The sequence below is a fragment of the Pseudomonas sp. 8 R 14 genome (assembly GCF_900005955.1).
Classification (GTDB): Bacteria; Pseudomonadota; Gammaproteobacteria; order Pseudomonadales; family Pseudomonadaceae; genus Aquipseudomonas; species Aquipseudomonas marginalis.
Genome location: NZ_CVTH01000083.1, coordinates 1 through 24,499 on the forward strand (window position 1 = coordinate 1; position 24,499 = coordinate 24,499).

Below are 24,499 nucleotides of genomic sequence, written 5' to 3' on the forward strand. Positions count from 1 at the left end.
TGGATGGCCCATTGCGGCGGCCCACGCTCCAAAGCCGGAGTGAGGGCACACCGAGCCTAGGCGAGGTGCCGAGTGTTGGGGCGAGGACCTTTTGCTTACTGTTGGGTCCCTCCAAAAGTGAGCCGCTGTAAGAGCGGAACCATAGGCAGCCGTTACCGCAGCAACGGATATGTACTCGGTCAAAGCCAACGACATGGTCGGCCCGAAGGCCGCCACGGGGGCAAGCCCCACATCTGGTTATGCGGCCAGGCGAGAAATATCATCAGATATACGCATCATAAATAAAAATTAACTGCATATATTTAATAATGAGCATATAACAAAACAGACTTTTACGAACGCCTTTCCTATCCATATTGTTATGTCCAGCACCGACCCCTGACCAGGTGGAGGCCTTGCCTGAACCACCACTTTCTCAGGGTCCTACCATGAGCCACATCGCCGCGCCCAATCCCCTCACCCTTGCTGTCTCCCTCGCCCTGTTCGGCGCGTACGCCCACGCCGATGACGCCGCGCTGCCGGTGGTCAATGTCACGGCCGAGCACCGCAGTGAAGACTTGCAGAAAACCCCGCTGGCGATTTCCGCCTTCGACGAGAAGAGCCTCGACGACAAGCAGATCCGCAGCGTGCGCGATCTGTCGGGCCAGGTGCCGAACCTGACACTCAGCCGCCAGTCGATCTCCTACAGCGCCCAGACCTATGGCATCCGCGGCATCGGTGAAACCGACCCGATCCAGGAAGCCGCCGTGGCGGTGTACGCCGACGACTTGTACATCCCACGGGCGATTTCCTCGATGCTCGACTTCAATGACGTCGAGCGCGTCGAAGTGCTGCGCGGCCCCCAGGGCACCCTGTACGGGCGCAACAGCAGCGCGGGGGCGATCCGTGTGATCACCCGCGACCCCAACCAGGAAACCCGTGGTTTCGTCGAGCTCGGTGCGGGTAATTACAATGCGCAGAACGGCCGTTTCCTGATCAGCGGCCCGCTGGTGGACAACGCGTTGTTCGGCAGCTTTTCGGCGCTCCGCCTGAGCCGCGACGGCACGGTGTCCAACCCGACCCGGGGCAAGGATGTCAACAACGTCGATATCCAGTCGTATCGCGGCAAGCTGCGCTACAAGCCGGAGGATTCACCCTGGGATGTGCAGTTGACCCTGGCCGGCACTTTTGACCGTGGCGACACCACCAGCTACTCGCCGTTCGACGCCAATGGCCGTTTCGACAAGTTCAAGAGCTACAGCAGCCTCGACCCGAAAAACCGCCTTGACCAGGGCAGTTCGGTGTTGCGCGCGATCTATGCGATCAACGATCACTTGAATGTCAAATCGGTCACTGCCTGGTCGTCCTTCAACCAGCCGGTGGACTACGACAACTCTGGCCAGGCCGCGCTGATCCAGAACAACCTGATCCTCTACAAGCAAAACTACGCCACCCAGGAATTCCAGCTCAACGGCGACTATGACTACTTCAGCTTCAGCACCGGCCTGTACCTGTACCGCGAACGCTTCGATGCCGACCGCGACAACCTCACCTACTCCATCGCACGCAACCGGGTGATCGGCCAGGGCCAGTACAGCACCACCAACACCGAAAGCTACGCGCTGTATGGCCAGGGCACCTACAAGATCACCCCGCAGCTGTCGCTGATCGCCGGCCTGCGCTTTACCCGCGAACACAAGAACTTCGAGTTCACCAATTACGCGATCAATACCGACAGGCAGATTACCGGCACCAACTTCGCGGCCGAGTCGAGCAAATCCTGGCAGTCCACCAGCCCGAAAATCGGCTTCGAATATGCCTGGACGCCGCACCTCAACCAGTACGCCTACGTCGCCAAGGGCTTCAAGGCCGGCGGATACGACAACCGTGCGCCGACCCGCGCCGCCGCCGAGCAGGCGTTTTCGCCGGAAGACGTGACCACCTGGGAAACCGGCTTCAAGGGCGACTTCTTCGACCAGCGCCTGCGGGCCAACGTCGCGCTGTTCTACAACGACTACAAAGACCTGCAGACCAACGCCTACGACCCGGCGCTGGGGGTGAGCCTGCGCACCAACGTCGGCCAGGCCCACACCTACGGCGTCGAGCTGGAAACCCTCACCGCCCTGAGCCGCGACCTGCAACTGAGCGCCAACCTCGGCTACCTGGAGAGCCAGTACGACGACTTCCAGAACGCCAGCGGTGCCGGGGTCGATGCCAATGGCAAACAACTGGTGTTCTCGCCGCGCTGGAACGCCAGTGTCGGCCTGAACTACACCATTCCCGCAGGCCTGCCGGGCACCTGGCTGGCGGGCACGGATGCGCAGTTCCAGACCAAGTCCTACGCCAACGCGCTGAACGACGACATCCAGGAAGTGCCGCAGCAAACCTTCTGGAACGCCAACACTCGCTACATCAGCGGCGACGGCCACTGGACCACCACCCTGGCGGTGAAAAACCTGCTGGACCGCGCTTACCCGCAATCGGTGGGCTATGTGCCGTCCAGCGGCGCCCGTTATTACTCGGTCAACGATCCGCGCACGCTGTTGCTGTCGGTGCGCTATGACCTCTGAGTGCGTTACTTGATGCGGTAATGGAAGGTATTGCGCACCGCCGGTACGGCCACGGCCTTGCCATCAACGATCCTCGGCTGGTAGCGGAAAGTGTTCGCCGCCGCCAGTGAAGGCCGGATAAACAACGGGTGGCAGCCGTCCAGCACCTTGGGATTTTCCACGCGGCCTTGGGTGTTGACGCTGTACTCCAAGGTGCAGTCGCCCTCGATGTTCTTGTCCAGGGCGCGCTCGGGATAGTCCGGTGCCTCCTTGCTCAGGGGTTGGTATTGGCGGCTGTCGAAGGCCGGTGCAGGGGCTGGCGCGGGGGTGGCTGCCCGGGCTTTTTCAGCGGCCAGGCGTTGCTGATCGAGGCGTTGTTGTTCCAGCTCGCGGTTGCGTTGTTCGGTGGCCAGGCGTTCCTGCTGCTGCTCGATCTTCTTGTCTTCGACGCGTTTGCGCGCCAAGGCGGCTTTCTCGAGTTTTTGCGCCTGGACCTGTGGATCGACCACGGGCTTTACCGGCACCGGTATCACCACCGGTTCCGGCGGTGCGGGGGCAGCCACCACCGGTTCAGGCTCGGGCGCTGGCGCCGGTGGCAGCATGACCAACTGCGTGTGCATCACCCGAGGGGCATCCACCACGGGCTTTTGCGTCGACCAGCCCAGCATCAACGCGGCCAGCACGCCGACGTGCAGCGCCACCGCCAGGCTGGCGGCGAGGCTGTTTCTCCAAAACCCCGAAGCATCCCGGGGCGCCATCGTCAGGGTGGGACTGTGCATGATCATCGCCGTCATTGCGGGGCCTCGGTCACCAGCCCCAGGTTGCTGACACCACCCTTCTGCAACACCGCCATGGCCGCGACCACACGGCCGTAACCGGCGTTGTCGTCGGCACGGATATAGACCTGAGTGTCGCTGCGCGCCGCCACCACCTGCATGACCTTGGCGCCCATTTCATCCAGGCTCACGGCGCTGTCGGTCTGGTGCTGGGTATCGAGTTCGCCGCCGAGGTTCCAGTAGTAGCCACCGTCGGCCTTTACCGACAGCGTGAGGATCTGCTGGCGGGTGTCGGTGGCCAACGCCTCGGCGGCGACCTTGGGCAGGTCGATCTTCACGCCCTGGGTCAGCATCGGCGCGGTGACCATGAAGATCACCAGCAGCACCAGCATCACGTCGATATACGGCACCACGTTCATCTCGGCCTTGGGCCCGTGCTTGCGTTGCGGCCTGACTAACATGGGAGTTGCTCCTTTCAGGCGGCCACGGCCAGGTTGATCGACGTACCGCGCAGGGTGCGGTGCAGGCGCACTTGCAGCTCATTGCCAAACGCGTAGTAACGGGTGAGCAGGGTCTGGCCGCGCGCCGCGAAGCGGTTATAGGCGATCACCGCCGGGATGGCTGCAAACAGGCCAATGGCCGTGGCGATCAAGGCTTCGGCGATGCCCGGCGCTACGGTGGACAACGTCGCCTGTTGCACCTGGGACAAGCCGATAAAGGAATTCATGATGCCCCACACCGTGCCGAACAGGCCGATGTACGGGCTGACCGAACCCACGGTCGCCAGAAATTGCAGGCCCTTTTCCAGCTCGATTTCCTGCTCGGTGATCGCCACCTGCAAGGCCCGCTCCACGCCTTCGAGCACCGCCGGGTCATGGCTGTGCAAGTGCTGGTATTCCTGGACCCCGGCGATAAAGATCGGCGCAATGCCGCCCTCGCCCGCCTGTTGGATCTCACGGGACAGCGCCTGCAAATCCGGCGCGGCGCGAAAGCGCTGCACAAAACCGTTCAGCTGACGCTCCAAGCGGCGCAGCACACTGCCGCGCTGGATAATCAGGTACCAGCTGAGCAAGGACGCCAACAGCAAGGTGACCATAACAGCCTTGACCAACAGGCTGGCGTCGCTGATCAAACCCCAGATCGTCATATGTTCCATCGTCGCGTGCATAGTGAATCTCCCATTCGATTAAAAAGTGATGACCGGTTGATGACGGTTCACGGCAATTTCAATGCGCGGGTGACCTCGGCCCAGGGTACGAACTTGAAGTTCTGGGTTTGCTCGGGCATGCGCTTGCGCCCGTCCTGCACCACCAGCATGCCTTGGCTCCATGGCCCGCCGAGGTTGATGGCGGTGACTTCCAGGCCATCGGTTTCCGACGCACCGTCGATACCGGCGGCGGCGTTCAAGCCGACGCGAAAGCCGCCGTGCACGGCAAACGGCGGTTCGGCATCCACCACCAGGTAGCTGTCATTGCCTTGGCTGGAGATCACCAGGTAGTCATGTTTATCGCTTTGGTACAGCGCCAGGCCCTCGACATCCGCATGCAATTGCGGGCCGACCTTGATCACGCTGGTCAACGTCGCCGGTTGATCGGCGCGCGCATCCACCGCCCACACGCCGACGTCTTCCTCACCGATAAACAGGCGCTGGCGCTGGTCGTCGGCCACACAGCCTTCGGGTTGGCTGTCGACCTTGAACTGACGCACCAGCTCGCCATGCACACGGCCGTCCGGCGCACTGAGGCGGTATTGCAGGAAGGTGCCGTCCTTGCCGTTGGCAATCGCGTAGATCTCGCCGCTGGCGGGCTGGAACAGGCAAATGCCATAGATTTCCTTGAGCGGCGTGGGCACTTCACCGGCCTCTCGCAGCTCGCCGCTCTGGCGGTCGATGCTGAACAGGCTCAGGCTGTTGTGATCGCGATTGCTCGCCACCGCCAGGTCCACCGTTTGCGCGCCAAGCTTGAAGTTGGGGCGTACGTCGACGTTATTCAGGCGGCCCACCGCCAGTTCCTGCAACAGCTTGCCGTCGAGGTCGTAGGCGAGCAGGCCCTGTTTCTTGTTGGTGCCGAGCACACGGCTGTTGGCCGGGGTTTGCGGGTGAATCCAGATCGCCGGGTCATCCGCCGCATCGCCCTGGCGGCCGACCGGGTCGCTCTGGCGCAAGGCCGCGACTTCCGGCAGCACCGCAGCCGCCGCGACGGGCGTGGCCTGCCAGTCGAGCCTGGCCTGGTAGAGCGTGCCGCTGTCATCATCGCGCACCAGCAGCTGGCGGCCATTGAGCGCCAATTGCTCCGGCTCTTTCAGGCCCGGCAGGCCCAGGCTCGGTTGCTCCACCCAGCGCTCGCCGGTGTGCTGGAACAGGTGTAACCGGGCGGTCTTCGGGTCCAGGGCAACCACACCACCGGGTACCAGCGCCATGGCCCCGGCTTCGCGTTTGGGAGTGTCGAACAGCGCCACCGGCGTGCGTTTCACCTCGGCTTCCGGGTGCGCCGGGTAGGCCCACCAGCCGACATTCTCTTCATTCACCAGCAACTGCTGGGTGGCATCGTCCACCTGGCAGAACTGCGCCGACGGCGGCAGCGGCAGACCCCGTACACGCTGGGGGTCGGTGAGCAGCGTCGCGCCGTTGCCCACCAGCCATTGCTCGCCCTTGCCCTCTTCGCCCACCAGGAACACAAACAGATTGGCCGCGGCGTCGCGGTACAGGCACAAGCCATTTACCGGGTAGTCGCGGGTCGGCAGGTACAGCGGTTTGCCCCAGCTTTTGCTGGCGCTGTCCAGGCTGATCAGCAACGCCTGTTGGCGCTCGTTGTCGAGGCTGGCGACCAGCACCTGGGTACCTGCGGCGCGGATGTCGAGGCTGCTGAAGTTACCGTTGAAACGCGCCAGCTCGGCGCCCTGGCTGTCGAGCAGTTGCAGGCCGTCGCGGGTGCTGGTGGCCAGGCGCTCGGTGGTGTTGGGCAGGAAGGCCACGGCTTCGGCCTTCAAGGATGGCGCCCAAGGCGTCAGGGTCAGATCGGCAGCCAGTGCATGAGTGCAGGTCAACACCGATATCAGCAAGTACAGCTTGGAAATTCTCATGTACAAACAAATCCTTCGAAAACAATGGAGTTCCAATGTGGGAGGGGGCTTGCTCCCGATAGCGGTCAATCAGTGAAGGATGCACAACTGGCCCCCTCATCGGGAGCAAGCCCCCTCCCACATTGGAATCGAGGTGTGAGTTAGAAATGAGTGAAGGCCAGTCCCACCTTGTAGGTCGGGCCGTACTCTTCGTATTGGCCGTTGTAGCTGCGGTGGCCGGTGTAGACGAAGTACGACTCATCGGTGAGGTTCTGGGCTTCGAAGCTGACTTGCAGGTTCTTGGTCAGCGAGTAGCGCGCGCTGAAGTCGACGAAGGTCTGGGCGTCGACGTGCAGGTCGTGGGTCTTGTCGTTGATCGAGGCCAGTTCATACAGGTAGGCCGACTTGTAGTTGGCCGACAGGCGCAGGCTGAGCTTGTCGTCCTCCCAGCCGAGCATCAGGTTGCCGACGGTGTCCGACTGGTTGGGCAGGCTGATGTTGCGCTTGCGATTCGTGCCGCTGGCGGCGTCGAAGCCTTCGATATCGGCGCTGGAGCGGCTGAAGGTGCTGTTGGCGCCGATCAGCAAACCGTTCCACGGTGCGGGCAGCCAGTCGAACTTCTGTGAGTAGGCCAGTTCCAGGCCGTAGAGCTTGGCGCTGTCGCCGTTGGCGTAGGTGTGGGCCTCGGCGAAGTTGGTCCAGGCGCCGGTGCCGGCGAGGTCGGTGTTGTAGACGAAGTTCTTGATGTCCTTGTAGAACACGAACGCCGACACGGTGCCGGCACGGCCCATGAAGTGCTCGATACCCAGGTCAAGGTTGCTCGATTCCAGGGGCTTGAGGTCCGGGTTGCCGAAGGTGGCTTCGTCATCGTCGATCACAAAACCCGGCGCCAGCTGGCCGAACGTCGGGCGCACCACCGACTTGGTCCAGGCCGCGCGCACCTGGGTGTTCTTGTCGATCTGGTAGCGCGCATGCAGGCCCGGCAGCCAATGGTGATAGCGGCGCTTGGTCTCGGTGGGCGTGAACACGCCATCGGTGGCACCGGTGCCCTTGGCTTCGAACTCGGTGCCTTCGTAGCGCAGCCCGGCGATAAAGCGCCAGTCGTCAACGTCGAGGGTGTTCATCAGGTAGCCGGCGTTGATGTCCTCGCGGATGGTGAAGTCGTTGACCCGCGATTCGGTCTCGTCATAGAAGTCCGCCGGGTTGAGGCTGCCAATCAGCTGCTTGATGGCACCGGGGCTGATGCCGGGGCCGTAGTTGCCCAGGCGATAGTCGACGCTGCCCTTCTGGAAGCGGCTGAGGTTGAGTTGGTCGGCACTGAAGCCGAGGGTGTCGAAGTCTTCGTAGACCCAGGCCTCCAGGTCGTTGTCCTTGTTGCGGCGGCTGACCTTGCCGCCGAACTTGACCTGGGACGCATAGCCGCTCAGGTCATAGTCGCGAGCCAGGTCCAGGCGCAGGTTTTTCTCGGTGTCCGTGGTGTTCTGTTTTTCCCAGTCGACCTTGTCGAGGCTGAAGTTGCTGGCGTCGTAGAAGCCGCTGCCGATGATCGGGCGGGGTTTGTCCTTGTCGTAGAAACCGCTGCCTGCAAAGTCGCCGCCGTCGAAGGTGGCGCCGGCGATATGCGCCGGGCTGTCTTCGCTGGACTGGCTGTAGCCGGCCTGGCCGCTTAAGGTCCACAGGCCGAGCATGCGTTCGCCGCCGAATACATAGGATTGGATTTCCTGGGTTTCCTCACGGTTTTTCAGCTTGCGCTTGCCCTCGGCATCACCCAGTTGGCCCGGGGCCTGGGGGTCGGCAAACTCGATGCTGGTGGAGTTGCGGGTTTCGGTGTCGGTGTAGCGGCTGTAGAGGGTGCGCAGGTAGTAGCTGCTGAGGTCGTCGGGCTTGTAGTCGAAGTTCAGGCCACCGCCGGCACGCTCGCGGCTGATGTCGTAGTCGCGCTGTTCGAACTCGTTGAGCCGGGCGCCGTCGGTGAAGTCCCAGGCGCCGCCGGTTTCGACGTTGTCCGAACCGAAGTCGCGTTTCTGCCAACTCAGCGCTGCGGCGACGCCGAAGTTGTCAATGCCGTCGCCGAAGCTGAAACGGTTACTGGCGGCGCCGGAGAATTTCGGGCTGGTCTGGTGGGTGTTCTTGTCGTAGCTGGCTTCGCTGCTGCCGGTGTAGAACAAACCTTTATGGTCGAAGGCCGAGAGGCTTTGCACATCGACGGTGCCGCCGAGTGAATTGGCGTCCATGTCCGGGGTGAGGGTCTTGATCACCGACAGCGATTGCACCAGTTCCGAAGGCAGTACATCGAGGGCCACGGCGCGGCGCGCGCTTTCCGGGGCGGGCACCAGGGTGCCGTTGATGGTGACGCTGTTGAGGTCCGGGCCCAGGCCGCGCACGCTGACAAAGCGCCCTTCGCCCTGGTCGCGCTCCACACTGATGCCCGGCAGGCGCTGCGCCGCTTCGGCGACGTTCTGATCCGGCAACTGGGCCACGCCGTCGGCATGCACCACGCTCTTGATGCTGTCGGCGCTGCGTTGCTCCTTGAGCGCCTGGTCGATGGCGGCAGCCTGGCCGACCACCTCGACGTGCTCGGTGGCGCTCGCTTCGGCGGCGCTCAACCGTTCACTGGCCATCGCCAGGGCCAAGGCGGTAAGCGTAAAGCTGACGAGCCCGGTGCGCTTGTACATGCAATCCTCCCCAAGAATCCGTTGGCGCCAGGCAAGGGGCCCGGCAACTGGGAGGGCACGCTAGGGGTGGGGGATGACGGTTCTGTGACAGGGGTCGGCGCGAAGGCCTGTAAACCGGGGTTTAGAGCAGTCCTGCAGGTGCAAATGAGCTGATATGACCTGTGTAGATCCCCTGTGGGAGGGGGCTTGCTGTGGTGAGGAGGCTTATCCCCCCGACGGGTTCACTGAGGATACGGGGGGCCTGCTTCGCAGACCGGCGCGGGGCAAGCCCGCTCACCACAGCAAGCTCCTCCCACATTTTTTGATCGCCCGTGTGTTTGAGCTGAGCTGATTCGACCCTCCTCCACCGTCATCCAACGGTCACATCCATCTGCTGTGCTGGCGCCCACCACTCATTCGCCCAAGGACCTGCGGCCATGTTTTCCGTGCTCAAGCCCCACCGCTGGAAACTCTCGTTGCTGCTGATCGCGGCCAACCTCGGGCTGATCCTGCACCTGGCCTGCGGCGAGTTGAAAAGCGTCAGCGAATGGGTGTGGCTGGATATCTTCGGCGAAGGCGGTTCCGCCCTGCTCGCTCTGGTATGGCTGGGCCTGGTGCTCAAAAGCCGCCCCGCCGGGCGCGTCACCAATTACCTGGCGCTGGGCCTGTCGTGCATCTTTTTCTCCTGGTGGATCGACAGCCTCGACGAATTTATCCGCCTGCCCGACAGCATCACCTGGGACCACTGGCTCGAGTCCGGGCCGATGCCGGTGGGCATGATCCTGCTGACCATCGGCATCTACCACTGGCACCGCGAACAACTGGCGATCAGCGCGCAGATGGAAAAGCGCGAGCGCTTGTTCCGTGAACATCGACTGTTCGACAAACTCACACCGCTGGCCGGCGCCGACTACCTCAAGCGCCAGTTGGCCGACAGCCTGCAGGACAGCCGCGAGCAGCAACAACCGCTGTCGCTGCTGGCCCTGGACCTGGACAACTTCGCCGCGATCAACCAGGCCTACGGGCATGCCGAGGGCGACGCGGTGTTGCAGGCCCTCAGCCATTTGCTGCTGCTCAACCTGCGCCGCCAGGACCTGCTGTGCCGCCTGGCCGGCGACCGTTTTGTGGTGCTGCTGCCCAATACCGGCGAGCGCCAGGCCAAGGAGCTGGCGCTGGAGTTGCAGCAAGCGGTGCGCGGCCTGGCCCACAAGACCCGGCAACAGGGCGAACGCCTGCAACTGGCGGCGACCACCGCCGTGGTCATGGCCCTTGAAGAACCGCCCCAGGACTTGCTCAAGCGCCTGAACCTGGCATTGGCCAGGGCCAAGCAACCCCTTGCGAAAAGTGCCTGAGATGGCCGTGAAAACCAGCTGGTATGAAGCCGACAGCCGCTTTATCCCAGGGCATTACCAACCCGCCACGCTGATCGACCTGGCCTTGTCCCGCGACATCGACAGCCATCGCCTGCTGCGCGGCACCGGGCTGTTTCACGAGGACATCCTGGCCGGCACCGCGCACCTGAGCCCGCAGCAGTTTTTCGGCTTGATCGGCAACAGCCGCAAGTTACTGGACGCCGACGACAGCAGCTTCCTGTTTGGCCAGCGCCTGCTACCGGGCTATTACGGCGCCGCCAGCCACGCCCTTGGGCATGCGCAGAACCTGCACCAGGCCCTGGAGATCCTGATCCAGCAACAGGTGCTGCTCAGCCCGTTGGCCACCCTGCAACTGGAGCTGGATGAGCACCACGCCTACCTGTACTGGCTGGACAGTTGCGGCGCCGGCGAACACTGGCGCTTCCTGCTGGAAGCCAGCATGACCTCGCTGGTTGCCATGAGCCAATGGCTCAGCGGCGAGCGCCTGCCGTGGGCGTGCAGTTTCAGCCATGCCGAACCGCGCTACATCGAACAGTACTGGGTGCATCTGGGCGAAGACACGCGCTTCGAGCGCCCGCTGGACATGATGACGATCCCGCGCGAATACCTCACCCGCACCTGGCCGGGCGCCTCGACCACGGCCGGCCAGGTTGCACGTCGGCAAGCCCGCGAGCAGATCGAGCAGCTGGGCTTTGCCGGCAGCTTTCTCGACTGCCTCTACGAGTACCTGCGCGACCAGGTGCGCCAGCCGCCCAGCCTGGAACAGGCGGCCCAGGCCTTCGCCATGAGCCCGGCGACCCTCAAGCGCAAGTTGCACAAGCACGACACCGGTTTTCAACAGCAGGTGGACCGAGTGCGCAAGCAGGTGGCGTTGCACCTGTACCAGCTCAAGGGCTACAGCAATGATGAAGTGGCGGCGTACCTGAACTTCAACGATGCGGCGAATTTCCGGCGCTCATTCAAGCGCTGGACCGGCAGCACCCCGAACCTGATCCGCCAGCTGTTCAACAGCCGCTAGCCAGGCGTTCGCGCAGAAACTCCACCAGCGCCTGCACCGGCCGTGAGCTTTGCCGATGCTGGGGATACACCGCCGACAGGGTCAGGGCTTCGGGGGCAAAATCATCGAGGAGCGTGACCAGGCGCCCGTCCTTCAACGCGTCGCCGACGATGAAGGTCGGCAGGTAGGTGACGCCCAGGCCGGCGACGGCGGTATCGCGCAGCAACTCGCCGTTATTCACGCGCATACGGCCGGTGACATTCAGTGCTTGCAGCTTGCCTTTGAAGCGCCATTGCACCTGGCGGCCATGGCCGTAGGGCAGGCAGTCGTGTTCGGCGAGGTCTTCGGGTTTAAGCGGCGTACCGCGCAGTGCCAGGTACTCGGGGCTGGCGCAATACACGCGCTCGATGCTGGCGATACGGCGAGCGATGAGGGTGGAATCTTCCAGGGTGCCGATGCGCAGCACCAGGTCGTAGCCCTCACCGATGAGGTCCACCGGGCGGTCGCTGAGGTCAACTTCCACCGAGACCTGGGGATGGCGCTGCAAGAACACCGGCAACAGGCAACCCAGGTGCGCCATGGCGAACGACAACGGCGCACTCAGGCGAATGGTGCCGCGCGGTTCACTGTTCTGGCCGGCGATGCCCTGCTCCACTTGCTCGACTTCGCCGAGCAGGCGCAAGGCGGACTCGTAGTAACTCTGGCCCAGGGGCGTGACATCCAGGCGGCGCGTGGAGCGGTTGAGCAGGCGCACGCCGAGGCGATCTTCCAGCTGGATCAGGCGGCGGCTGACGAATTGCTTGGACAGGCCCAATTGTTCGGCGGCGGCGGTGAAGCTGCCGGATTCCATGACCTGGCAGAACAGGCGCATGTCTTCGAAGGGGTTCATTGTCGCTTCTCGGTAGACGATGGGCTGTTTTATAACTGGATGGTCGCAACACCACAAATCAAATGTGGAAGGGGGCTTGCCCTAATGCCAGTCAGTTAAGGCTTTTTGTAGGAGCGAGCTTGCTCGCGAAAAACTCAAAGGCGCCGCGTTCATTCAGGAAGCACGCGTTATCGTTGACGTTTTTCGCGAGCAAGCTCGCTCCTACAGGAGGCGATGTACGCTTAACTGACTAGGCATTAGGGCTTGCCCCCGATAGCGGTGCATCAGTCAACAATACTGAGACTGACACACCGCAATCGGGGTCAAGCCCCCTCCCACATTGATCACCTACAGGCTGAGAACAACTTACTTGGCCGTAAACGCCGAGTAGCTGTTCATCAGGTTGCGGTAGTTGGGGATGCGCGGCGACAGCAGGTTGGCCAGGCCTTCCATGTCGTTGCGCCAGTCCACTTGCAGCTCGCAGGCCACGGCGAACCAGTTCACCAGTTGCGCACCGGCGGCGGTCATACGCGCCCAGGCGGCTTGTTGCACGGTTTCGTTGAAGGTACCGGAGGCGTCGGTGACCACGAACACCTCGAAGCCTTCGTCGAGGGCGCACAGGGTCGGGAACGCCACGCACACGTCCGTCACCACACCGGCAATGATGATCTGCTTACGACCGGTAGCCTTGACCGCCTTGACGAAATCCTCGTTGTCCCAGGCGTTGATCTGGCCAGGGCGGGCAATGTACGGCGCGTCCGGGAACAGTGCCTTGAGTTCCGGCACCAGTGGGCCGTTGGGCCCGCCTTCAAAACTGGTGGTCAGGATAGTCGGCAGGTTGAAGAACTTCGCCACGTCGGCCAGGGCCAATACGTTGTTCTTGAATTCGTTGGGGGAGAAATCCTGCACCAGGGAGATCAGGCCGGTCTGGTGATCCACCAACAGCACCACGGCGTCATCTTTGTTCAAGCGCTTGTAAGTCATGGGTTAACTCCTTTGTGGGTTTAGGTATCAGAACGCAAAGCACGAGCAGCCAAACGCCCCCCAGAAACCCTGGAAGTCGCTGACCGGCACGCTGGAAAGGCGCGCCTTTTCGTGGCTGTGGGAATGCACGCCGCACGGGCCGCTGCATTGGTGAACTTGAGCCTGCACAGGCGAACTCGGACGCCAGTGCCCCGGCACCTTGACCACCGGCGACCAGTCCGGCAGCACGGGCACCCGCGGCGGTGCAAAGTCTTCGAAGTCGCCGGCGCCGTAGACCACCTTGCCGCCAACCACGGTGAGCACCGATTCGATCCACTTGATGGCTTCTTCATCGACGCTGAAAAAGTCCGCCGACAGCGCCGCCACGTCCGCCAATTGGCCGACCTTGATCTGGCCTTTCTTGCCCTGCTCGGACGAGAACCAGGCGCTGCCATGGGTGAACAGTTCCAGCGCGGTCAGGCGCGGCAGGCCTTCGGCGTGCAGCTCCAGGCCACCGACGGTGCGGCCGCTGACCATCCAGTACAGCGAAGTCCACGGGTTGTAGCTCGAGACCCGCGTGGCATCGGTGCCCGCCCCTACCGGCACGCCTTCGGCCAGCATGCGCTTGATCGGTGGCGTGGCTTCGGCGGCCTTGGCGCCGTAGCGCTCGACAAAATATTCGCCCTGGAACGCCATGCGGTCCTGGATCGCGATACCACCACCGAGGGCGCGGACCCGCTCGATATTCTTCGGGGTGATGGTTTCGGCATGGTCGAAGAACCACGGCAAGCCATTGAACGGGATGTCGCGGTTGACCTTCTCGAACACATCAAGCATGCGCGAGATGGACTCGTCATAGGTGGCATGCAGGCGGAACGGCCAGCGCTGCTCCACCAGATGGCGCACCACCGGTTCCAGCTCCTGCTCCATGGTCAGCGGCAGGTCGGGACGGGGTTCGAGGAAGTCTTCGAAGTCGGCGGCCGAGAACACCAGCATCTCGCCGGCGCCGTTGTGACGCAGGTAGTCATCGCCCTGGTGCAGGGTGACGCTGCCGGTCCAGTTCTTGAAGTCGCTGAGTTCTTCCTTGGGCTTCTGGGTGAACAGGTTGTAGGCGATGCGCACCGTCAACTGTTCATCCTTGGCCAGTTGTTCGATCACCGCGTAGTCATCGGGGTAGTTCTGGAAACCACCGCCGGCATCGATGGCGCTGGTCAGGCCGAGACGATTGAGCTCACGCATGAACTGGCGGGTGGAGTTGACCTGGTATTCCAGCGGCAGTTTCGGGCCTTTGGCCAGGGTCGAGTAGAGGATCATCGCATTCGGCCGCGCCACCAGCATGCCGGTGGGGTTGCCGTGGCTGTCGCGCACGATCTCGCCACCCGGCGGGTTCGGCGTGTCCTTGGTGTAGCCGGCCACGCGCAGGGCGGCGCGGTTGAGCAAGGCGCGGTCATACAGGTGCAGCACGAACACCGGGGTATCCGGTGCGGCCTGGTTGAGTTCTTCCAGGGTCGGCATGCGTTTTTCGGCGAACTGGAATTCGTTCCAGCCACCGACCACCCGCACCCATTGCGGCGTAGGGGTTCGGTCGGCCTGCTCCTTGAGCATGCGCAGGGCATCGGCCAGGGACGGCACGCCTTCCCAGCGCAGCTCGAGGTTGTAGTTCAGCCCGCCACGGATCAGGTGCAGGTGCGAGTCATTGAGGCCAGGGATCACGGTACGGCCCTTGAGGTCGATGACCTGGGTGCCGCTGCCACGCAGGGCCATGGCCTCGCCATCGGTGCCGACGGCAACGAAGCGCCCCTCGCGGATGGCGACGGCAGTTGCCCGCGGGTTTTCCCGGTCCACGGTGTGGAACTGGCCATTGAACAGAATCAGATCGGCGTTCATAGGGTTTCCTTTACAGAGGCTTCAAGCCAGGGAGCGAACAGGCGGGTAGCCGCCGGCATCAGCAGGTAGACCACCAGCAGGACGATGGTCACGGTGACCAGGAAGGTGGAGACCACGTAGTTGGACAGGAACGGGTGCAGACGCAGGATCGGCCCCCAGATAAACGGCAACAGCAAGGTCTGCGGCAAAATTACAAACAGGCTGACCACCGCCTGCTTCCAGCGCGGCGGCTTGGCGGCGCTGTCGGCCAGGGGCGTGAACCAGAATTCGTTGAGTGCACCGATTTCGGTCTTGTCGCCGTCGGCCAGCATCGGCGTGGCTTCGGCGATCAAGGTGTTGCGCTCAGGGGAATTGAGCCAGGTTTCCAGGTCATCGGTAGAGCGGTAGCGCAATACGCAGGTGAACAGCGCCAGGCCGTTCTGTTTGCTGCGCACGACGTCGACACCGAGGTGGCCGGGACGCTCGCCGGCGATGCGCACGGTGCGGCGTAGCCAGGCTTCGTAGTCGGCTTCGCGGCCGGCCTTGATCAGGTGTTTGACGACCAGGGTGACGACTTCGTCGGGCCCTGTCTGTGGTGCTGGGTCCATGGTATGCCCCTCTGCCTTGAAATTTCAGCGATGAGGGGAGTTTGCCGAGGACAGCGTCAGGAAAATTGCATGTACGTGCTGTTTGAGGGGGATGGCTGGAAAGGGCTCACCAGCCTTCTTTCAGCATGCACAACTCCAGGTGCTGCAACAGCATGATGGTCTTGCCGTCGGCGATCTCGCCGCTCTGCACCATGGCCAGCGCGCGCTCAAAACCCAGCTCCAGCACCTCGATGTCCTCGCCCTCCTCTTCCAGGCCGCCGCCATGGCCGACCCGGTCCCCCGGCTGGTACTCGCCGAGAAAAAAGTGAATCCGCTCAGTGACCGACCCGGGGCTCATGAACGCCGCATAGATCTTCTCCACATGCCCGACGCGATAACCGGTTTCCTCCTCCGCCTCCAGGCGAATGCGCTCTTCGGGGCTGGCGTTGTCCAGCAACCCCGCCGCCGCTTCAATCAGGTAACCGGGATAGTCATTGACGAAGGTGGGCATGCGGAACTGGCGAATCAGCAACACGGTGCGTTGCTCGCGGTTGTACAGCAGGATGGTCGCGCCATTGCCGCGGTCATACACCTCGCGGGTCTGGGCTTGCCAACTGCCGTCGCGGCGACGCAGGTCGAAGCTGTATTTTTTCAGCAGGTACCAGTTGTCCGAGAGGGTTTCTTCGGCGGTGATGCGAACGGGGCTGTTGTCCATGGTCAGGCCTTTGCTCAAAAGAGCGCGAGCATGTCGCGCTGGCATCAATGGCGTCAAATGCTGTAACACTTTGCAAGCAATCGCCGTGGGCGGCCGTCGAATTTATACCTGCCTGTGTAGGCCATCTGGTAAAACCCCCACTTCACCTTTGCCCTGGAATCTTCATGCCCTCTCGTTTTCTATCGCGCCTGAGCCTGCGCTGGTTTCCCCTGCTGTGCATGGCACTGTTGATCGTCGGCCTGCCCGTGGGCTGCGCGGTGCTGCAACACAAGGAGCGCGAGCTGGTGTTTCGCATCGAGCCCGGCACCGCCAGTTGGTACAGCGGCTTACCCAAGGCGGTGCAGGAATTCGAGCTCAAGCCCGCCAGTTTCAAATCGGGGCAGAACATTCATGGCTGGTGGTACCCGGCAGCCAACAAGGACGCGCCGGCGATCCTCTACCTGCATGGCGTGCGCTGGAACCTCACCGGGCAGCTGTTTCGCATCGAGCAATTGCACGCCCTGGGTTACTCGGTGCTGGCCATCGACTATCGCGGTTTTGGCCAGAGCCACGGCGAGCTGCCCTCGGAAACCACGGTCTACGAAGACGCGCGCATCGCCTGGGAACGCTTCCAGGTGCTGCAACCGGACCCCGGCAAGCGCCTGATCTACGGGCACTCACTCGGCGGCGCGGTAGCCATCGACCTGGCCGCCGAACTGGGCAAGCAAACGCCACTGCCGGTACGTGGGCTGGTCATCGAATCCACCTTCACCTCCCTGGCCGATGTAGCCGCGGCGGTGGCCAATACTTCGCTGCCGGTGCGTTGGTTGCTGTCGCAGAAGTTCGACTCCATCGACAAGATCGCCGATATCCATATGCCATTGCTGGTGGTGCATGGCCTGGATGATCGCTATGTGCCGCCCCGCTTCAGCGAGCAACTATTTGAAGCGGCCCGGCAACCCAAACGCCTCTTATTGGTGCCGGGTGCCAGCCACAACAACAGCATGAGCCTGGCCGGTCGCAGCTATCGCCAGGCACTCGACAACCTGATGCAAGCGAAGATGCCCGCCCAGGTTGTCACCCACGCAACCGGCCGTGACAACGAGTCATAAATCCGTTTTTCGGCACTGGGTTCGCGCTTGGCTGTCAAGCGCAAACCCTGCCCATACTGGCCCTCGCCGGCAGTTGATCAAATATTAACCTTTGGTTAAATCGCCAACCCTGCCGGGCGTTCGCAAAGTTATCCACAGAGATACCCACGGTTTTCGTGGACAACTCTTTTTATTTTTTTACGATTTTTTTGCTGATTAAACGATTTTTGGAAATGTACCCGGCAGCAGAATCTCGCGATTCACATCGCGTATATCGTTATAGCCACACAGCGCCATCGACACGTCCAATTCACGGGCGATGATCTCGAGTGCCTTGGTCACCCCTGCTTCGCCCATCGCGCCCAGACCATACAAATGCGGGCGACCGATCATGGTGCCCTTGGCGCCGAGTGCCATCGCCTTGAGCACGTCCTGGCCGGAGCGAATGCCGCCGTCCAGCCACACCTCAATGCGCTCGCCCACCGCGTCGACAATCGCCGGCAACTGGCTGATGCTCGACGGCGCACCATCCAACTGGCGGCCACCGTGGTTGCTCACCACCAGTGCATCCGCCCCGGAATTGGCAGCCAGGCGCGCGTCTTCCACATCGAGGATGCCCTTGATGATCAGCTTGCCGCCCCAGCACTGCTTGATCCATTCCACATCGTCCCAGCTCAGGCGCGGGTCGAATTGCTGGGCGGTCCACGATGACAGCGAACCCATGTCCGCGACGCCCTTCACATGCCCGACGATATTGCCGAAGCCACGCCGCCGGGTACCGAGCATGCCCATCACCCAGCGCGGCCTGGTGGCCATGTTGAGGAGGTTCGGCAAGGTCAACCTGGGCGGTGCCGACAGGCCGTTGATCAAATCCTTGTGACGCTGCCCGAGGATCTGCAGGTCCAGGGTCAGCACCAGTGCGTCCACACCGGCCGCCTTGGCACGCTCGATCAATTGCTCGACAAAGCCACGGTCGCGCATCACATACAGCTGGAACCAGAACGGCTTGCCGACCTGTTCGGCGATGTCCTCCAACGAACAGATACTCATGGTCGACAAGGTATAGCGCAGGCCAAACGCGGCGGCGGCCCGGGCGGTAAGAATCTCGCCATCGGCATGTTGCATGCCCGCCAGACCGGTGGGGGCCAAGGCAACGGGCATGGCCATGTCCTGGCCGAGCATGGTGGCGCGGATCGAACGTTCATCGATATTGCGCGCCACGCGCTGGCGGAATTTGATCCGGGCAAAATCGCTTTCATTGGCGCGGTAGGTGCTTTCAGTCCAGGACCCGGAATCGGCGTAATCGTAGAACATCCGTGGCACCCGCTTTTGCGCCAGCTTGCGTAAATCTTCGATGGTTGTAATCAACGACATCTAGGTCACCTCTCCCTGAACTGAGCGCAGAGAGTAACCGCCCCACGGGTGGGCAACCAGCCATTGCGTTTATATCGACTGCAGACTAATCTCGCATAAACCCGCAAAAAAGCGCACAAACATGCACAACACCCATCACGCCATCGACCTGCCTTCCCTGCGAAAACAAAAGATCCTGTTATTGCTGGAACGCGACGGCAAAGTCACTGCCTCGGAGCTGGTGGAGCACTTCGCCGTGTCCCAGGACACCATCCGCCGCGACCTCGGCGAACTCGCCGCCGCCGGCCTGTTGCAGCGCGTGCACGGTGGCGCCCTGCCCCGGCCCAAGGACACCGGCAAGGACTTCTTCACCCGCGTCGGCGAGACCAATGAAGCCAAGCGTCAACTCGCGCAACTCGCCGCCGACCAGGTGCAAGACGGCCAGATCGTGCTGTTCGATTCCGGCTCCACCACCTTGCAGATCGCCCAGTCATTGCCGCATTCGATCCGCCTCACGGTGGTCACGCCATCACCGATGATCGCCATCGCCCTGGCCGACCACCGCGATGTGAAAGTGATACTTGCCGGCGGCCAACTCAACCCGGCCACCTTGTCCACCAGCGGTCACGAGGCGGTGCGCCTGATCCAGGGCATCAAGGCCGACCTGCTGTTTACCGGGGTATGCGCACTGCATCCGCAAGTGGGCATCAGCTCGCTGCATTTTGATGAAGTGGCGGTCAAGCAGGCCCTGCTCGACAGCGCCTCCCATGTGGTGGCGGTGACCATGGCCGACAAACTGGGTGCGGTTGAACCGTTTGTGGTGGCTCCGTGCAACCGTATTCACACGTTGATCACGGAGTGGCATGTGCCGAGTGTGGAGGCGTATGAGCAGTTAGGGTTGGAGGTGTTGCGGGTCGAGGTCGAGTAGGTACAGGGCATCAAATGGCGGTGTGGCTGGCAGGCTTTTTTTGTGGTGAGCGGGCTTGCCCCGCGCTGGGGCGCGTAGCGGCCCCTCATAAGGCCACCGCCATTATCCTGCCTGCCTGAACGCGGTGACTGGTTTTAGGGCCGCTTCGCAGCCCAGCGCGGGGCAAGCCCGCTCACCACAACAAGCTCACTCACCCCAAAAAAGCTTGCTCACCACAGCAAGCTCACTAGCCACAACAAGCCTGCTCACCACGACAGCACCTTGGCCGCATCGCGCATGAAAATCTCGATGGTCTTGGGCCCCACGCCGTCAAATTCACCCAGGCGCTGTTCGAACGCCTGGCGGTTTTCGCTGGCACTGCGGATGTGGCTGATCTTGCCGGCGTACTCGGCGTTCAGCTTGGCACTCAGGTCCAGCAGGCGCTGTGCGGTGCTTTCGTCGTACCGCACGTAGTGGCCACGCCCCAACATCGCCACCAATTCCTTGGAGGTGCAATGTTGCAGCTTGCGCGCCGTATCGCGCCCCTCTTCCTCAACGATCACCTTGTAGGCCTGCGCCGCAATCGGCGCCTGGATGCGCTTGCCCATCAGGAAGCTGGCGACAAGCCACTTGAACAGGCTGGCGTCATCCCCAGGCTTGAGATCGATGCCCAGTTCAGCCGCTGAAATAGACTTGGCCATGCTCAGTGCCCCAGCTTGCGCTCGGCATCATCCGCCCGTTCGTTGATGGCGTCGGCCTGGCGTTCGGTGTCCTTGATCGAGGTGGGTGTCAGCACTTTGTCGACCGTTTCGGTGCTGGGATTCGGGCGTTCCAGTGGCTGGTCCTTGGCGGCTTTATCAGTACCTTTTTGCGCCTGTTCGGAACTGATCGGGTCTGGGGTTTTATCGGCAGTCACAGTGAAATCTCCTGGCAGTTGAAGGCTCGCGAAAGCGGCGGGCACTTACGCAGCAGAGGCCTGTGAATGTCGATAGTTCAAGGAAATTGCCGCGGACAAACAGGAACAAAAAAATTTAAACCTTTTGCCCCGGCCTCGGCTCAACAGTCAGGTAACGGCATCCCGCCACTTTCAAGGAGCTCCATCATGACCACTCTGCTGATGAAACAAATGGGCCTGACTTTCGTACTGGTTGCGGGCGCAATATCCAACGCCATGGCCGCCACCTCCAACAGCTTCGTCGATGACGCAGCCCAAGGCGGTATCACCGAGGTGGAAGCCGGCAAACTGGCCCTCGAAAAAAGCAGCTCGGCCGACGTGAAGACGTTTGCCCAGCACATGGTCACCGACCATACCAAGGCCAATCAGGAACTGATGGCCCTGGCAAAAAAACTCGACATCGAAGTGCCGGATGACGCGGCCCTGACTGACAAGGCCAAGAAAGCCATCCTGGAACTGCGCGACGAATCATTTGACAAGGCCTACGCCAACAACCAGGTCGACGCCCATGAAAAAACCGTCGAGCTGTTCAAGAAGGAAGCTGCTTCCTCGGACAATGCCGAGCTGAAAGCCTTCGCCACCAAGACGCTGCCAACCCTTGAAGCCCATTTGAAAATGGCCAAGGAGCTGCAAGCCAAGCACGACCATTAATTCATTCCTGACTCAAGGAGACATTCGATCATGAGTTCGCAACTCAACGGCAAGAAGATTCTGGTCATCACCTCCAACACCGGCATCGAGCGCGACGAACTGCTCAAGCCCCTGGAAGCACTGCGCGGCTATGGCGCCACGGTGACCCACGCGTCCAGCAAAGGCGGCTCCACCCAGACCTTTGTCGGCGACACCGAAAAGGACAAAACCGTGGAATCCGACGTGCAACTGTCGGACGTGGCCAGCAGCGACTTTGACGCCCTTGTGATCCCTGGCGGTACCGTCAATGCCGATACCCTGCGCCAGGACGCGGCGGCGCTGCGCCTGATCAAGGACTTTGCCCAAGCCGGTAAAACCATCGCGGCGATCTGTCACGGCCCATGGACGCTGATCGACGCCGGCGTCATCAAGGGCAAGACCCTGACCTCGTATAAAAGCGTGCGCATCGACCTGGAAAACGCTGGCGCGGCCGGGTGGGTCGATACCGAAGTCAAGCAATGCCAGGCCAATGGCTGGACCTTGATCACCTCGCGTACACCGGACGATCTGCCTGCTTTCAACGAGGCGATTGCCCAGGCTGTCGCTGGTTGAACCGCCAACGTTGAACGCAAACAGGCGCCTTTCGGCGCCTGTTTTGCTTTACCCCTGCCACTCAGCTTTTACGCTGCTCCGGCATCTCCCGCTTGGGCCCGAACATAGCCCACGCAATCAGGCCCACCAGCGGTACGAAGATCAGGATCACCAGCCATAAGCCCTTGGTCTCCCAGCCACTGGTGCTGCGCAATACGATATTGATCGCCCACAATTCCAAAAGCAGCAGAACTACCGCCAACGCAATCCAGATATATTGAATTTCCATGCTTCACCTCCTAGGTCGTATGCGTTAGTTCAAGCATCGGCCGCGAGGGTTCATTTAAATTTTCCTGGGTGGTGGAATGCAACGTTCCCCCCAGGCCGACCATGCAACCTGCACGACAGGCCCTCTCTCCAATCCTCTTCAACCAATTGAATTAAAAGGCCAATTTAAAATCGCTCAAGTTGGTACGCCTGATGCACCACTGCACGGGACGAGGCGTGCATATCGACGCGCCCTGAGTTTCCCGTGAGGTGTCACCGATGAATGCCATTGACCTGCTCAAAGCCGACCACGAACGCGTAAAGGCCCTGTTGACTCAATTGAGTGAGTCCACCGAACGCGGGGTGAAAAAGCGCACGGAGCTGCTGGCCAAGCTGGAAGCGGAAATCAGCCTGCACACCAGGCTGGAAGAAGAAATCCTCTACCCAGCGTTCAGAAAGGCCGGCGGCAAGGAACAGGACATCATGTACCACGAGGCCAAGGAAGAGCACCGCACCGTCGACGCCCTGGTGCTGCCCGACCTGAAGCAGACCGAACCGTCGACCACCGAGTTTTCCGGCCGCGTCAAGGTGGTCAAGGAATTGCTCGAGCACCATATCGAAGAAGAGGAAACCGAGATGTTCCCTCAGGCCAAAAAACTGCTCGGCAAGGCGCTGCTTGAAGAGTTGGGCGCCGAAATGGAAGCCATGAAAGCGGCGCATAAAAAGTCGCAATCAAGCAAGCCCATGGCGGCTTGATCGAGGCAGGACCGGAGCCTGGAATTCATCCAGGCTCCTGATACATCTACACGATAGGGGATAGCGTCATGAAGACCAGATCGTCCCAACGGATTGTGCTTATCGTCGGCCTGTCAGCCCTGCTCTCCGGCCCCGCCCTCGCCGCCTTTGGCGATAACCCGGAACCTGCCGCCAACGCCTTGAGTGGCGACAGCGCCGCCGGCACCGCCCTGCCACCGGGGACCTACCCCAGCAGCCCCTCGGACAGCGACAAAAAAACCAAGGACACCGCCAAACCGCCGAGCAAACCCGTCAGGCCGGCTGACACCCCTAAAGACGACAAGGAAAAACCCCGCTCAGGCAGCTGACGGCTCATCCGCCACCGGCGGCTCGGGCGCAAGCCCCCAGTCGCCATGCTCGTACCAGTCATCCCCGATCATCTCGGCCGGGTGCATGGTGCGGTCGGCGCCATTGCCGCAAGCCAGGTCGGTGGCAGCACAGTAGCGATCACAGCCCCAACAGATACGCTCGGGATGCTTGGGGTGCAGCGGAAAAGGCTTGGCCATGAGTCGACTCCCTGGCGACGAACACTCCCTGCAACCTACCCCCATACAGCCTGTACAACCTTGACCGGCATCAAGCCTGGCCAAGATGAAATATCCTCGGAACTTGACAAGAATCATTATTATTTACTACTGATCTTCCTAGACTCGGGTTCTCTCTCCACACCCATCAGGAAGCCTCCATGCGTACCCCTTCTTTGCTGTGCCTTGCCCTGCTGCTGAGCACCTCCGTGGCAGTTGCCAAGGAGTATCCAATCGGCGAACCGCAACACTGCCCGGGCCTGGAAATCGGCGCGGTGTACCTCCAGCCGATCGAGATGGCACCCGCCGGCATGATGCGCGCCACGGCCGATTCCGATGTGCACCTGGAGGCCGATGTACGCGCCACGGCGGACAACGCCCAAGGGTTTCAGGAAGGCAGTTTCGTGCCCTACCTCAACCTGTCTTTCACCCTGAAGAAACAAGGCAGCGACACGCCCATCAGCGGCGACTTCCACGCCATGGTCGCCAACGACGGGCCGCACTATGGCGATAACGTCAAGCTGCAAGGCCCGGGCAAATACACCCTCACCTTCAGCGTATTGCCGCCCACCGGCCACCACTCCCTGGGCCGTCATACCGACAAGGAAACCGGGGTCGCCCCGTGGTTCGAACGCTGCGAAGTGCACTACGAATTCGTCTACGCCGGCATCGGCAAAAAAGGCGGCTATTGATGCGCCGCGCCCTGTTGCTCGGCGGCCTGCTGCTAAGCGGTGCGGCAGTGGCGGCGCCGTTGCCCACCTATGAGTTGAGCCTGCAGGACGGCCACTTCGACCCGCCACAACTGGCGGTCAAGGCCGATGAGCGTTTCAAGATCGTGCTCAAGAACATCGGCCAAGGCCCGGCCGAATTCGAAAGCACGCCGTTGCGGGTCGAGAAGGTGTTGTCTGCGGGGGTGACCACCTTTGTGGTGATCCACCCGCTCAAGCCGGGGTTGTACCCGTTCTTCGACGAGTTCAACCCACAGTTGCCCGAAGGCAGCATCCTCGCCGAATAGGAGCC

The 24,499-nt window shown here is 62.0% G+C and carries 26 protein-coding genes; 11 read left to right on the forward strand and 15 right to left on the reverse strand.

Annotation, left to right across the window (positions count from 1 at the left end; genetic code table 11):
- Positions 1-428 precede the first annotated feature (428 nt).
- Positions 429-2,549 carry a TonB-dependent receptor gene (locus BFQ01_RS24120; RefSeq protein ID WP_065927192.1) on the forward strand — a complete coding sequence of 707 codons (2,121 nt, stop codon included), beginning with the start codon at positions 429-431 and terminating at the stop codon, positions 2,547-2,549.
- 5 nt (positions 2,550-2,554) lie between these two features.
- On the opposite strand, the gene BFQ01_RS24125 is transcribed toward BFQ01_RS24120, so the two are convergent.
- The 5 genes from BFQ01_RS24125 to BFQ01_RS24145 all read right to left on the reverse strand — a co-directional run bounded on the left by BFQ01_RS24125 (position 2,555) and on the right by BFQ01_RS24145 (position 9,039).
- The gene (locus BFQ01_RS24125; RefSeq protein WP_065927193.1) at positions 2,555-3,322 is read right to left on the reverse strand and encodes an energy transducer TonB; all 768 of its coding nucleotides are present in this window, start codon (positions 3,320-3,322) and stop codon (positions 2,555-2,557) included.
- The gene (tolR, locus tag BFQ01_RS24130; RefSeq protein ID WP_027607142.1) at positions 3,319-3,765 is read right to left on the reverse strand and encodes a protein TolR; all 447 of its coding nucleotides are present in this window, start codon (positions 3,763-3,765) and stop codon (positions 3,319-3,321) included. The genes BFQ01_RS24125 and tolR overlap by 4 nt, the downstream gene beginning before the upstream one ends.
- A gap of 14 nt (positions 3,766-3,779) precedes the next feature.
- The gene (tolQ, locus tag BFQ01_RS24135; RefSeq protein WP_065927194.1) at positions 3,780-4,472 is read right to left on the reverse strand and encodes a protein TolQ; all 693 of its coding nucleotides are present in this window, start codon (positions 4,470-4,472) and stop codon (positions 3,780-3,782) included.
- A 47-nt stretch (positions 4,473-4,519) separates the two neighbouring features.
- Positions 4,520-6,385, reverse strand: coding sequence for a phytase (locus tag BFQ01_RS24140; protein WP_065927195.1), 1,866 nt, complete (start codon positions 6,383-6,385; stop codon positions 4,520-4,522).
- 140 nt (positions 6,386-6,525) lie between these two features.
- Positions 6,526-9,039, reverse strand: coding sequence for a TonB-dependent receptor (locus tag BFQ01_RS24145; RefSeq protein WP_065927196.1), 2,514 nt, complete (start codon positions 9,037-9,039; stop codon positions 6,526-6,528).
- A 416-nt stretch (positions 9,040-9,455) separates the two neighbouring features.
- Between BFQ01_RS24145 and BFQ01_RS24150 the strand changes: the two genes are divergently transcribed.
- A complete protein-coding gene (locus BFQ01_RS24150; protein ID WP_024074876.1) occupies positions 9,456-10,370 on the forward strand; it encodes a GGDEF domain-containing protein in 915 nt (304 codons plus the stop codon).
- A 1-nt stretch (position 10,371) separates the two neighbouring features.
- A complete protein-coding gene (locus BFQ01_RS24155; RefSeq protein ID WP_065927197.1) occupies positions 10,372-11,409 on the forward strand; it encodes an AraC family transcriptional regulator in 1,038 nt (345 codons plus the stop codon).
- On the opposite strand, the gene BFQ01_RS24160 is transcribed toward BFQ01_RS24155, so the two are convergent.
- From BFQ01_RS24160 to BFQ01_RS24180, 5 genes are all read right to left on the reverse strand, one after another.
- Positions 11,396-12,277 (reverse strand): LysR family transcriptional regulator, encoded by an 882-nt coding sequence (locus BFQ01_RS24160; protein WP_065927198.1) that lies wholly within the window; start codon positions 12,275-12,277, stop codon positions 11,396-11,398. The two genes, BFQ01_RS24155 and BFQ01_RS24160, sit on opposite strands and share 14 nt — an antisense overlap.
- A gap of 345 nt (positions 12,278-12,622) precedes the next feature.
- Positions 12,623-13,240 carry an isochorismate family cysteine hydrolase YcaC gene (ycaC, locus tag BFQ01_RS24165; protein WP_027607149.1) on the reverse strand — a complete coding sequence of 206 codons (618 nt, stop codon included), beginning with the start codon at positions 13,238-13,240 and terminating at the stop codon, positions 12,623-12,625.
- A gap of 27 nt (positions 13,241-13,267) precedes the next feature.
- Positions 13,268-15,106, reverse strand: a complete 1,839-nt coding sequence (locus BFQ01_RS24170; RefSeq protein ID WP_027607150.1) for an amidohydrolase — start codon at positions 15,104-15,106, stop codon at positions 13,268-13,270.
- A complete protein-coding gene (locus tag BFQ01_RS24175; RefSeq protein WP_065927199.1) occupies positions 15,103-15,693 on the reverse strand; it encodes an antibiotic biosynthesis monooxygenase in 591 nt (196 codons plus the stop codon). The genes BFQ01_RS24170 and BFQ01_RS24175 overlap by 4 nt, the downstream gene beginning before the upstream one ends.
- 106 nt (positions 15,694-15,799) lie before the next feature.
- The gene (locus tag BFQ01_RS24180; protein ID WP_065927216.1) at positions 15,800-16,387 is read right to left on the reverse strand and encodes an NUDIX domain-containing protein; all 588 of its coding nucleotides are present in this window, start codon (positions 16,385-16,387) and stop codon (positions 15,800-15,802) included.
- A gap of 164 nt (positions 16,388-16,551) precedes the next feature.
- Between BFQ01_RS24180 and BFQ01_RS24185 the strand changes: the two genes are divergently transcribed.
- Complete coding sequence (locus BFQ01_RS24185; protein ID WP_065927200.1) at positions 16,552-17,478, forward strand: alpha/beta hydrolase; 927 nt, start codon at positions 16,552-16,554, stop codon at positions 17,476-17,478.
- Between the two features lie 195 nt (positions 17,479-17,673).
- Here BFQ01_RS24185 and BFQ01_RS24190 read toward each other — a convergent pair whose 3' ends face one another.
- On the reverse strand, positions 17,674-18,831 hold the full coding sequence (locus BFQ01_RS24190; protein ID WP_065927201.1) for an alpha-hydroxy acid oxidase: 1,158 nt from the start codon (positions 18,829-18,831) through the stop codon (positions 17,674-17,676).
- Between the two features lie 121 nt (positions 18,832-18,952).
- Between BFQ01_RS24190 and BFQ01_RS24195 the strand changes: the two genes are divergently transcribed.
- Entirely contained in the window at positions 18,953-19,738 is a 786-nt protein-coding gene (locus BFQ01_RS24195) for a DeoR/GlpR family DNA-binding transcription regulator (RefSeq protein WP_065927202.1), read from the forward strand.
- 245 nt (positions 19,739-19,983) lie between these two features.
- Here BFQ01_RS24195 and BFQ01_RS24200 read toward each other — a convergent pair whose 3' ends face one another.
- Together BFQ01_RS24200 and BFQ01_RS24205 are read right to left on the reverse strand one after the other, a co-directional pair.
- Positions 19,984-20,418: a DNA methylase gene (locus BFQ01_RS24200; protein WP_065927203.1), complete on the reverse strand. Its 435-nt coding sequence runs from the start codon at positions 20,416-20,418 to the stop codon at positions 19,984-19,986.
- 2 nt (positions 20,419-20,420) lie between these two features.
- Complete coding sequence (locus tag BFQ01_RS24205) at positions 20,421-20,633, reverse strand: hypothetical protein (RefSeq protein WP_065927204.1); 213 nt, start codon at positions 20,631-20,633, stop codon at positions 20,421-20,423.
- 186 nt (positions 20,634-20,819) lie between these two features.
- On the opposite strand from BFQ01_RS24205, the gene BFQ01_RS24210 reads away from it, so the two are divergent.
- Complete coding sequence (locus tag BFQ01_RS24210) at positions 20,820-21,323, forward strand: DUF4142 domain-containing protein (protein ID WP_065927205.1); 504 nt, start codon at positions 20,820-20,822, stop codon at positions 21,321-21,323.
- A gap of 30 nt (positions 21,324-21,353) precedes the next feature.
- Positions 21,354-21,914, forward strand: a complete 561-nt coding sequence (locus BFQ01_RS24215) for a type 1 glutamine amidotransferase domain-containing protein (RefSeq protein ID WP_065927206.1) — start codon at positions 21,354-21,356, stop codon at positions 21,912-21,914.
- A gap of 61 nt (positions 21,915-21,975) precedes the next feature.
- On the opposite strand, the gene BFQ01_RS24220 is transcribed toward BFQ01_RS24215, so the two are convergent.
- Positions 21,976-22,182: a PLD nuclease N-terminal domain-containing protein gene (locus BFQ01_RS24220; RefSeq protein WP_065927207.1), complete on the reverse strand. Its 207-nt coding sequence runs from the start codon at positions 22,180-22,182 to the stop codon at positions 21,976-21,978.
- A gap of 257 nt (positions 22,183-22,439) precedes the next feature.
- On the opposite strand from BFQ01_RS24220, the gene BFQ01_RS24225 reads away from it, so the two are divergent.
- Together BFQ01_RS24225 and BFQ01_RS24230 are read left to right on the forward strand one after the other, a co-directional pair.
- Complete coding sequence (locus tag BFQ01_RS24225; RefSeq protein WP_027607159.1) at positions 22,440-22,916, forward strand: hemerythrin domain-containing protein; 477 nt, start codon at positions 22,440-22,442, stop codon at positions 22,914-22,916.
- Positions 22,917-22,984: 68 nt separating this feature from the next.
- Positions 22,985-23,263 (forward strand): hypothetical protein, encoded by a 279-nt coding sequence (locus tag BFQ01_RS24230; RefSeq protein ID WP_065927208.1) that lies wholly within the window; start codon positions 22,985-22,987, stop codon positions 23,261-23,263.
- Here the strand turns inward: BFQ01_RS24230 and BFQ01_RS24235 are convergent.
- Positions 23,252-23,461 (reverse strand): DUF3079 domain-containing protein, encoded by a 210-nt coding sequence (locus tag BFQ01_RS24235; protein ID WP_053130271.1) that lies wholly within the window; start codon positions 23,459-23,461, stop codon positions 23,252-23,254. The two genes, BFQ01_RS24230 and BFQ01_RS24235, sit on opposite strands and share 12 nt — an antisense overlap.
- Before the next feature lie 179 nt (positions 23,462-23,640).
- Here BFQ01_RS24235 and BFQ01_RS24240 point away from each other — a divergent pair, with 179 nt between their 5' ends.
- Both BFQ01_RS24240 and BFQ01_RS24245 read left to right on the forward strand, forming a co-directional pair.
- The gene (locus BFQ01_RS24240; RefSeq protein WP_065927209.1) at positions 23,641-24,171 is read left to right on the forward strand and encodes an iron transporter; all 531 of its coding nucleotides are present in this window, start codon (positions 23,641-23,643) and stop codon (positions 24,169-24,171) included.
- Positions 24,171-24,494, forward strand: a complete 324-nt coding sequence (locus BFQ01_RS24245; protein WP_065927210.1) for a cupredoxin domain-containing protein — start codon at positions 24,171-24,173, stop codon at positions 24,492-24,494. The genes BFQ01_RS24240 and BFQ01_RS24245 overlap by 1 nt, the downstream gene beginning before the upstream one ends.
- The last annotated feature ends 5 nt before the right edge of the window (positions 24,495-24,499 follow it).

Bases quoted from the DNA above. Each gene is read 5' to 3' on its own strand.
- BFQ01_RS24125 (WP_065927193.1), bottom strand. From the start codon at position 3,322: ATGACGGCGATGATCATGCACAGTCCCACCCTGACGATGGCGCCCCGG.
- BFQ01_RS24230 (WP_065927208.1), top strand. From the start codon at position 22,985: ATGAAGACCAGATCGTCCCAACGGATTGTGCTTATCGTCGGCCTGTCA.
- BFQ01_RS24210 (WP_065927205.1), top strand. From the start codon at position 20,820: ATGACCACTCTGCTGATGAAACAAATGGGCCTGACTTTCGTACTGGTT.
- BFQ01_RS24150 (WP_024074876.1), top strand. From the start codon at position 9,456: ATGTTTTCCGTGCTCAAGCCCCACCGCTGGAAACTCTCGTTGCTGCTG.
- BFQ01_RS24195 (WP_065927202.1), top strand. From the start codon at position 18,953: ATGCACAACACCCATCACGCCATCGACCTGCCTTCCCTGCGAAAACAA.
- BFQ01_RS24175 (WP_065927199.1), bottom strand. From the start codon at position 15,693: ATGGACCCAGCACCACAGACAGGGCCCGACGAAGTCGTCACCCTGGTC.
- BFQ01_RS24215 (WP_065927206.1), top strand. From the start codon at position 21,354: ATGAGTTCGCAACTCAACGGCAAGAAGATTCTGGTCATCACCTCCAAC.
- BFQ01_RS24220 (WP_065927207.1), bottom strand. From the start codon at position 22,182: ATGGAAATTCAATATATCTGGATTGCGTTGGCGGTAGTTCTGCTGCTT.
- BFQ01_RS24120 (WP_065927192.1), top strand. From the start codon at position 429: ATGAGCCACATCGCCGCGCCCAATCCCCTCACCCTTGCTGTCTCCCTC.
- BFQ01_RS24140 (WP_065927195.1), bottom strand. From the start codon at position 6,385: ATGAGAATTTCCAAGCTGTACTTGCTGATATCGGTGTTGACCTGCACT.
- BFQ01_RS24185 (WP_065927200.1), top strand. From the start codon at position 16,552: ATGCCCTCTCGTTTTCTATCGCGCCTGAGCCTGCGCTGGTTTCCCCTG.
- BFQ01_RS24170 (WP_027607150.1), bottom strand. From the start codon at position 15,106: ATGAACGCCGATCTGATTCTGTTCAATGGCCAGTTCCACACCGTGGAC.
- BFQ01_RS24245 (WP_065927210.1), top strand. From the start codon at position 24,171: ATGCGCCGCGCCCTGTTGCTCGGCGGCCTGCTGCTAAGCGGTGCGGCA.
- BFQ01_RS24190 (WP_065927201.1), bottom strand. From the start codon at position 18,831: ATGTCGTTGATTACAACCATCGAAGATTTACGCAAGCTGGCGCAAAAG.
- BFQ01_RS24180 (WP_065927216.1), bottom strand. From the start codon at position 16,387: ATGGACAACAGCCCCGTTCGCATCACCGCCGAAGAAACCCTCTCGGAC.
- BFQ01_RS24160 (WP_065927198.1), bottom strand. From the start codon at position 12,277: ATGAACCCCTTCGAAGACATGCGCCTGTTCTGCCAGGTCATGGAATCC.
- BFQ01_RS24240 (WP_065927209.1), top strand. From the start codon at position 23,641: ATGCGTACCCCTTCTTTGCTGTGCCTTGCCCTGCTGCTGAGCACCTCC.
- BFQ01_RS24155 (WP_065927197.1), top strand. From the start codon at position 10,372: ATGGCCGTGAAAACCAGCTGGTATGAAGCCGACAGCCGCTTTATCCCA.
- tolR (WP_027607142.1), bottom strand. From the start codon at position 3,765: ATGTTAGTCAGGCCGCAACGCAAGCACGGGCCCAAGGCCGAGATGAAC.
- tolQ (WP_065927194.1), bottom strand. From the start codon at position 4,472: ATGCACGCGACGATGGAACATATGACGATCTGGGGTTTGATCAGCGAC.
- ycaC (WP_027607149.1), bottom strand. From the start codon at position 13,240: ATGACTTACAAGCGCTTGAACAAAGATGACGCCGTGGTGCTGTTGGTG.
- BFQ01_RS24145 (WP_065927196.1), bottom strand. From the start codon at position 9,039: ATGTACAAGCGCACCGGGCTCGTCAGCTTTACGCTTACCGCCTTGGCC.
- BFQ01_RS24200 (WP_065927203.1), bottom strand. From the start codon at position 20,418: ATGGCCAAGTCTATTTCAGCGGCTGAACTGGGCATCGATCTCAAGCCT.
- BFQ01_RS24225 (WP_027607159.1), top strand. From the start codon at position 22,440: ATGAATGCCATTGACCTGCTCAAAGCCGACCACGAACGCGTAAAGGCC.
- BFQ01_RS24235 (WP_053130271.1), bottom strand. From the start codon at position 23,461: ATGGCCAAGCCTTTTCCGCTGCACCCCAAGCATCCCGAGCGTATCTGT.